Origin of the sequence: Prevotella sp. DNF00663 (genome assembly GCF_001553265.1) — a bacterium.
In the GTDB taxonomy this organism is placed as follows: Bacteria; Bacteroidota; Bacteroidia; order Bacteroidales; family Bacteroidaceae; genus Prevotella.
On the sequence record NZ_KQ960653.1, the window covers coordinates 21,858 to 28,951 of the forward strand.

General features: G+C 45.3%; 5 protein-coding genes and 1 tRNA gene. 3 read left to right on the top strand and 3 right to left on the bottom strand.

Annotated elements, in window-relative coordinates; all coding sequences use genetic code 11:
- Positions 1-109 precede the first annotated feature (109 nt).
- Complete coding sequence (gene secDF / locus HMPREF3034_RS09835) at positions 110-3,073, top strand: protein translocase subunit SecDF (RefSeq protein WP_062435198.1); 2,964 nt, start codon at positions 110-112, stop codon at positions 3,071-3,073.
- 73 nt (positions 3,074-3,146) lie between these two features.
- Here the strand turns inward: secDF and HMPREF3034_RS09840 are convergent.
- Together HMPREF3034_RS09840 and HMPREF3034_RS09845 are read right to left on the bottom strand one after the other, a co-directional pair.
- Positions 3,147-3,218, bottom strand: a tRNA-Arg gene (locus HMPREF3034_RS09840).
- Between the two features lie 175 nt (positions 3,219-3,393).
- Positions 3,394-3,939 carry an NAD(P)H-dependent oxidoreductase gene (locus tag HMPREF3034_RS09845; RefSeq protein ID WP_062435200.1) on the bottom strand — a complete coding sequence of 182 codons (546 nt, stop codon included), beginning with the start codon at positions 3,937-3,939 and terminating at the stop codon, positions 3,394-3,396.
- Between the two features lie 207 nt (positions 3,940-4,146).
- Here HMPREF3034_RS09845 and HMPREF3034_RS09850 point away from each other — a divergent pair, with 207 nt between their 5' ends.
- Together HMPREF3034_RS09850 and HMPREF3034_RS09855 are read left to right on the top strand one after the other, a co-directional pair.
- Entirely contained in the window at positions 4,147-5,142 is a 996-nt protein-coding gene (locus HMPREF3034_RS09850) for an NAD-dependent epimerase/dehydratase family protein (RefSeq protein WP_036897778.1), read from the top strand.
- Positions 5,143-6,129 carry a phosphatase PAP2 family protein gene (locus tag HMPREF3034_RS09855; RefSeq protein ID WP_197421760.1) on the top strand — a complete coding sequence of 329 codons (987 nt, stop codon included), beginning with the start codon at positions 5,143-5,145 and terminating at the stop codon, positions 6,127-6,129.
- Positions 6,130-6,146: 17 nt separating this feature from the next.
- Here HMPREF3034_RS09855 and murI read toward each other — a convergent pair whose 3' ends face one another.
- Positions 6,147-6,998 (bottom strand): glutamate racemase, encoded by an 852-nt coding sequence (gene murI, locus HMPREF3034_RS09860; protein ID WP_062435202.1) that lies wholly within the window; start codon positions 6,996-6,998, stop codon positions 6,147-6,149.
- Positions 6,999-7,094: the final 96 nt, after the last annotated feature.

Genomic DNA, 7,094 nt, shown 5'->3' on the forward strand with positions numbered 1-7,094 from the left:
CCGAAATGCTAAAAAAACCTTATCTTTGCAGCCTATATACACCTAATATATAGTAGGTGTAGGATAGTTAATATTGTCGAAAAACAATAATCAATAATAACACAATAAAATGCAAAACAAAGGAATTGTAATTTGTACAGCCGTCCTCTTGACGCTTGCAAGCATTTTCTACTTGTCGTTCTCTGTGGCTACACACCACTATGACACAGAGGCAGCCAAGTTGAAAGACCCTATTGCGCAGCAAGACTACAAGGACTCGGTGAAGTATCTGGGTATCTACTCTTATCAGAAATGTCTGGAGACTCAAATCGGTCTAGGCCTTGACCTCAAGGGCGGTATGAACGTCATCTTGGAGATTTCTGTACCCGATGTAGTGGAAATGCTCGCCGACCACAAGACAGACGCAGGTTTCACCAAGGCTATCAAAGAGGCTCGCGTAGAGGAAGAGCACAGTCAGAGTGACTTCATCTCTCTCTTCATCAAGGCTTATAAGAAGAACGCACCGGGGCATCGCCTCGCAGAAATTTTCGCTACTCAGCAGTTACAGGGCAAAGTAAACCCACAAAGCAGCGACTCAGAAGTAGAGAAAGTACTACGTGCCGAAGTAAAGAGCGCCATCGACAACTCTTTCAACGTAGTTCGTACACGTATCGACAAGTTCGGTGTCGTACAGCCTAACATTCAGAAACTGGAAGGCCAAGACGGTCGTATCATGGTAGAAATGCCGGGTATCCGCGAACCGGAGCGTATGCGTAAGCTGCTGCAGGGAAGTGCCAACCTCGAATTCTGGGAGACTTACAATTCCGAGGAAATCATTCCTTACCTCAGCCAATTGGATACTCGCTTGGCAAACGGTGGTGCCGACACCACACAAGTAAAGGCAGATACAGCACAAGTTGCTGCCAAAACAGCAGAGCAGCCTAAGTTTAAGCTGAACAATAAGGCAGACAAAACTATAAAAGAAAATACAGAAGCACAGATGGAGGCAGCCAAGAAGCAGCATCCATTGCTCGCTATGCTTCAGACATCGGGTCAGAATTCGCTAAGCCTTGTGGCTTTTGCCAGTGTTCGCGATACCGCTGCCATCAATAAGATTATCTATAGTGCACTTGCAAAACAGGTGTTGCCTTCTGACTTGAAACTCCTTTGGAGTGCTAAGCCTAGCGACTTGGTAAAGGGCAAAAACATCTATGAGCTGCACGCATTGAAGGTTACATCGGCTAGTGGACGCGCTCCGCTGGAAGGCGATGTAGTGACCGACGCCAAAGACCAGTTCAACAACCTCACCGGTTCACCTGAGGTTAGCATGAGCATGAACTCAGAAGGTGCACGTCGTTGGGCTGCATTGACCAAAGCCAACGTTGGTAAAGCTATCGCTATTGTATTGGATGGCGTGGTTTACTCTGCTCCTCGTGTAAACGGAGAGATTGATGGTGGCCAGTCTTCTATCTCAGGTAACTTCACCATTGAGGATACCAAGGACTTGGCCAACACCTTGAAGTCGGGTCGTATGCCAGCTCCTGCACGCATCGTACAGGAAGAAGTGGTAGGTCCTACACTGGGTGCACAGTCTATCGAACAGGGCGTTGTATCATTTGCTATCGCTTTCGTGCTGTTGATGGTGTACATGGTTGTGATGTACAACCTCATTCCCGGTATGATGGCTAACATCGCTTTGATTGTCAACCTATTCTTTACACTCGGTATTCTGACCTCGTTCCAAGCCGCACTTACCATGTCAGGTATTGCCGGTATGGTGCTATCGCTCGGTACGGCCGTCGATGCCAACGTGCTTATCTATGAACGTATCAAAGAAGAGTTGCGTGCCGGACTCGGTATGAAACAAGCTCTGAAAGCCGGTTACGACAATGCTTTCTCGGCTATCTTCGACTCTAACTTGACTTCTATCATCACTGGTGTCATCCTCTACGTATTCGGTACAGGTCCTATCCGTGGTTTCGCTACCACTTTGATTATCGGTATCGTCTGCTCATTCTTTACAGCTGTGTTCCTCACACGTCTCGTTTATGAATATCAGTTGAACAAGGATCGTTGGACAAAGTTGAAGTTCCATACTCCATTGTCAGAGAACTTGATGCAGAATGTGCACTTCCCATTCATGGGAGTTTACAAGACCAGCTTTGGCATCGTCGTTATTATGACAATTGTATTCATCGCCAGCTTCTTCGTTCGTGGTATTGGTAAGAGCATCGACTTCACCGGTGGACGTAACTACGTAGTACAATTTGAGAACCCTGTTCAGCCTGAAGAAGTGCGTGGTGTATTGGCTAAAACCTTCCCTGGTTGTACAACAAGTGCTTTGGCACTGGGTACCGACAACCGCACCATCCGTATGTCGACCAACTACAAGATTGAGAGCAACAGCCCAACAGTAGACGACGAGGCAGAAACCATGCTTTACAACGCATTGAAAGCCGACGGACTGGTAAGTCAGAAGAGCGTTTCCGACTTCAAGAATCCGGACATCCGCCAAGGAGGTTCTATCATCAGCAGTACCAAGGTAGGTCCTTCTGTAGCTAAAGATATTACATACGGTGCCATCATCAGTGTGCTCTTCGCCCTGATTGCCATCTTCGTATATATCTTAATTCGTTTCCGCAACGTGGCATTCTCTGTAGGTTCAACTATAGCTTTGGCATTCGATGCCTTGGTAGTCATCGGTTTGTTCTCGCTATTACAGGGCGTGGTACCATTCTCTCTTGAAATAGACCAAACCTTCATCGGCGCTATCTTGACCGTTATCGGTTACTCTATCAACGATAAGGTGGTGGTATTCGACCGTATACGTGAGAATTTGAAGTTGCATCCAAAGCAGGATTATCAGACAGTATTCAACGATAGTATCAACCAAACATTGGCTCGTACCATCAACACCTCGTCTACAACATTGCTCGTATTGTTGTGTATCCTATTCCTCGGTGGAGAGAGTATCCAGCCATTCGCATTTGCTATGGCACTTGGTGTAGTATTCGGTACACTGTCGTCTATCTTCATCGCATCTCCTATTGCTTACTTGACAATGGGTAAGAAGATTGAAGAGAAGGTAGCATAGAACAATACCTCTTATATAATAAAAGCCGCGGCTCAAGGATTTTTCCTAGAGCCGCGGCTTTTAACTTGAATTGTGATTCCACCGAGAATCGAACTCGGATCAAAGGTTTAGGAAACCTCCGTTCTATCCATTAAACTATGGAACCAACAAAAGCATACAACAAGGCAACAGAACATCGGCCTATGTTGTATGCAAAGGTAATAATTAAACGCGAGTTCTACGAATGATAACTACCTATAAATTTACAAAATAGCAAATTCCTCTTGCCAAACTAGTATTTTCAGGCGTTTATCATTGCGAACAAGCAAAACTCAATAGGCTTATTTTACCAGCGCAGCCACACGCTCAGCTTGCGCAACAGCCTTGGTCTTTACGCCCGCCAACACCTCTTCGGGCATCACACCCGGCATATAAAGCATCCCGGCTTCAGTGACACAGCCAACAAACTCCATACCGCAGAAATCTATACTACGAATGATAGGAGCCATTAAATCTTCTATCGTACGACCTTTGTCGCTATAGTTCTCGATGCCCGCACCCGCAGTTACAGATACGATGACCTTCTTACCATGGAGTTTATCACCTGTAGAACCATAAGCAAAGCCATAGAGCAATACATCATCCATCCACTGCTTAAAGATACTGGGAGTAGCAAACCAATAGAGAGGAAACTGCCAAATAATGGTATCTGCCTTCACTAACTTAGCTTGCTCGGCAGCTACATCAATCTTGCGATTGGGATATAGTGCCCCAAGATCACTTACTTCCATAGTAGGAATCAACTCTTTCAACTTACTGATAACCGTCGCATTGGCATTCGATATATTTAAATCTGGATGTCCGCTTACTAATAATACATTACTCATAAAAATACTTTCAATTAATTTGTCTATAAATACGGTCGTGAAGATACGATATATTCTGCTTATCGACAATTTTTATAGGAACAAATAAGACGATGTAAGAAAAACAAAAAGGCAAGACACCGGCTAATGAGAAGTAAATGTTGTGAGAATTCTCGTATTTCAGAAAATATCACTATTTTTGTATCGAATAGTTATTAGTATCTTTAAATGAACGTTCTCATTACCGGTGCCAGTGGATTCATCGGAAGTTTTATCGTAGAAGAAGCCTTGAACAAAGGGTTTGAAGTGTGGGCAGCTGTGCGAAAGAGCAGTTCTCGACAGTATCTCACCGACCCACGTATCCACTTCATCGAACTCAATCTGAATGACAAGCAGGAATTGAAAGAACAACTCCGCGACCATACTTTCGACTATGTGGTACATGCCGCAGGCGTGACCAAATGTCGGAACAAGAACGATTTCTTCCGCGTCAATACCGAAGGAACAAAAAATTTAGTCAATGCTTTGCTCGAATTACAGATGCCGATACGCCGCTTTGTCTACCTAAGCAGCCTCAGCGTGTATGGAGCTATACGCGAACAAAAGCCCTATGCAGAGATTTGCGAAGAAGATACGCCCCGCCCGAATACGGCTTATGGGCAGAGCAAACTGCAAGCAGAACAATTCCTCGACAGCATAGGCAACGACTTCCCTTATATCATTCTGCGCCCCACAGGAGTCTATGGGCCACGTGAGCACGACTACTTCCTCATGGCAAAGAGTATTAAGAACCATGTAGACTTTGCTGTAGGATTCACACGACAAGACATTACATTCGTATATGTACAGGATGTGGTACAGGCTGTATTCCTTGCTTTCGACCATGGCATGAACGGGAGAAAATACTTCTTGAGTGATGGTAATGTCTATCAATCGAGCGCATTCAGCAACTACATACACGAAGCATTGGGGCGCCCTTGGTGGATACGCCTCACAGCCCCGATAGCACTACTCCGCATCATCACATGGATAGGCGAATACGTAGGTAGAACCGGCAAACAACCTTCGGCACTCAACAACGATAAATATCATATATTGAAACAACGCAACTGGCGTTGTAACATAGAGCCAACAATGGATGAACTGGGATACCACGCACTTTACGACTTGAAGAAAGGTGTAGACCTCACGATTCAATGGTATCGAGAAAACAGTTGGCTATAAATGAAAACAATGAAATTTCTGAAAGACTTGGTTACCATCGAGAAGAAACCGCATCGCGGACTCATGGTATTGGAATGGGCAGTGCTGGGCTATATGCTACTAACACTGCTCGTTATACTCTTTACATACACAAAGATGGAGAGTCCCCATGCGATGATATGGGGACGTGTACGCATTGGAGCCATCACCATAGCACTATGGGCTGTCTATAGACTGGTGCCTTGCCGGCTGACACGCTTTATAAGAGTGGGAGTTCAACTCGGCCTACTGGCGTGGTGGTATCCCGACACTTACGAACTCAATCGTATCTTTCCCAACCTCGACCACTTATTTGCTCGCTGGGAACAGATGATGTTTGGTTGTCAACCAGCCTTGCTCTTTGCTGCCAAATTCCCTTCGCATATCGTAAGCGAACTCATGGATATGGGGTATGCTTCCTATTATCCTATGATAGTATTGACCATACTTTACTTCTTCGTATGCCGCTATCAGGAGTTTGAACGAGCTGCAACCGTTGTATTGGTTTCGTTCTTTGCTTATTACGTAATTTATGTATTCCTACCCGTAACCGGGCCAACATTCTATTACAAAGCGATAGGAATGGAATACGTGGTAAAAGGAATCTTTCCACAAGTACACGACTATTTCAATACGCATACGGATTGCCTGCCTAGTCCGGGATACACACACGGCATATTCTATCAATTGGTAGAAGACGCCAAAGCTGCTGGAGAACGCCCTACGGCAGCTTTCCCTAGCAGCCATGTAGGTATATCGACCATCTGCATGCTGCTTGTGCTGTATGCACGAAATTATAAATTACTAGTATTGATGTTGCCTTTCTATCTATTACTATGTATGGCAACGGTCTATATCCAAGCCCATTATGCCATTGACGCAATAGCCGGTTTCGTGACGGCCATCCTATTTTTCTTTGGGACAATGGCATTAACAAAAAACATGGACAGTGGTCGAAAAAGACGATAACCACTGTCCATGCTCCATTAGAAAAACTTACGATCGTCGAGATCAATATGTGTTACCTGTACGTCTTCGTGCAGGAAAATACGTGCCGACTCTTTAAATTTATCGGCATTCTCCGTCGTGTAGTAGTAACAACTGCCACCTTGGGTACACTTCTTCTCAATAGCCGGATGCTCACCTAGATAAGTTTGCAGACTATCGGCTACGTACTCGCCTTGTGGCAAGACCCTCACGCCGGAGGGAACATACTTCACTATCTTCGGCATCAGAATGGGATAATGGGTGCATCCTAAGATAATGGTATCAATATTTGCATCCTTCCGCATCAACTCATCCACACGCTTCTTGACGAAATAATCGGCTCCGGGACTATCAGCTTCATTATATTCGACCAAAGGAACCCAAAAAGGACAAGCCACACCCGACACTTTGATATCAGGCCAAAGCTTACCTATCTCCATGTCATAGCTTCTACTCTTGACCGTTCCTTCGGTCGCTAGCAAACCTACATGGCGAGATTGTGTGATATTACCAATAATCTCGGCTGTAGGACGAATTACTCCCAGCACACGCCGGCCAGAATCCCACATCGGAATATCGCGACGCTGAATGGAGCGTAGAGCTTTGGCCGAAGCGGTATTACAGCCCAATATCACGAGATGGCAGCCCATTGAGAACAATTTTAAGACTGCTTGACGTGTAAATTTATACACTATATCGAAAGAGCGTGTACCGTATGGCGCACGTGCATTATCACCTAAATAGACATAATCGTACTGCGGTAGCAACTGACGAATACCATGTAAGATGGTCAATCCGCCATAACCGGAATCGAATACGCCTATAGGGCCGGGATTTTGGGGAAGATTCATAAATGCAATTAATTAACCTCTCTCCCACCCCCTCTCCCAAGGAGAGGGGAGATGAGGTAAGGAGTTAGGGGGAGTGAAGCAGTGATGGAGTGAAGC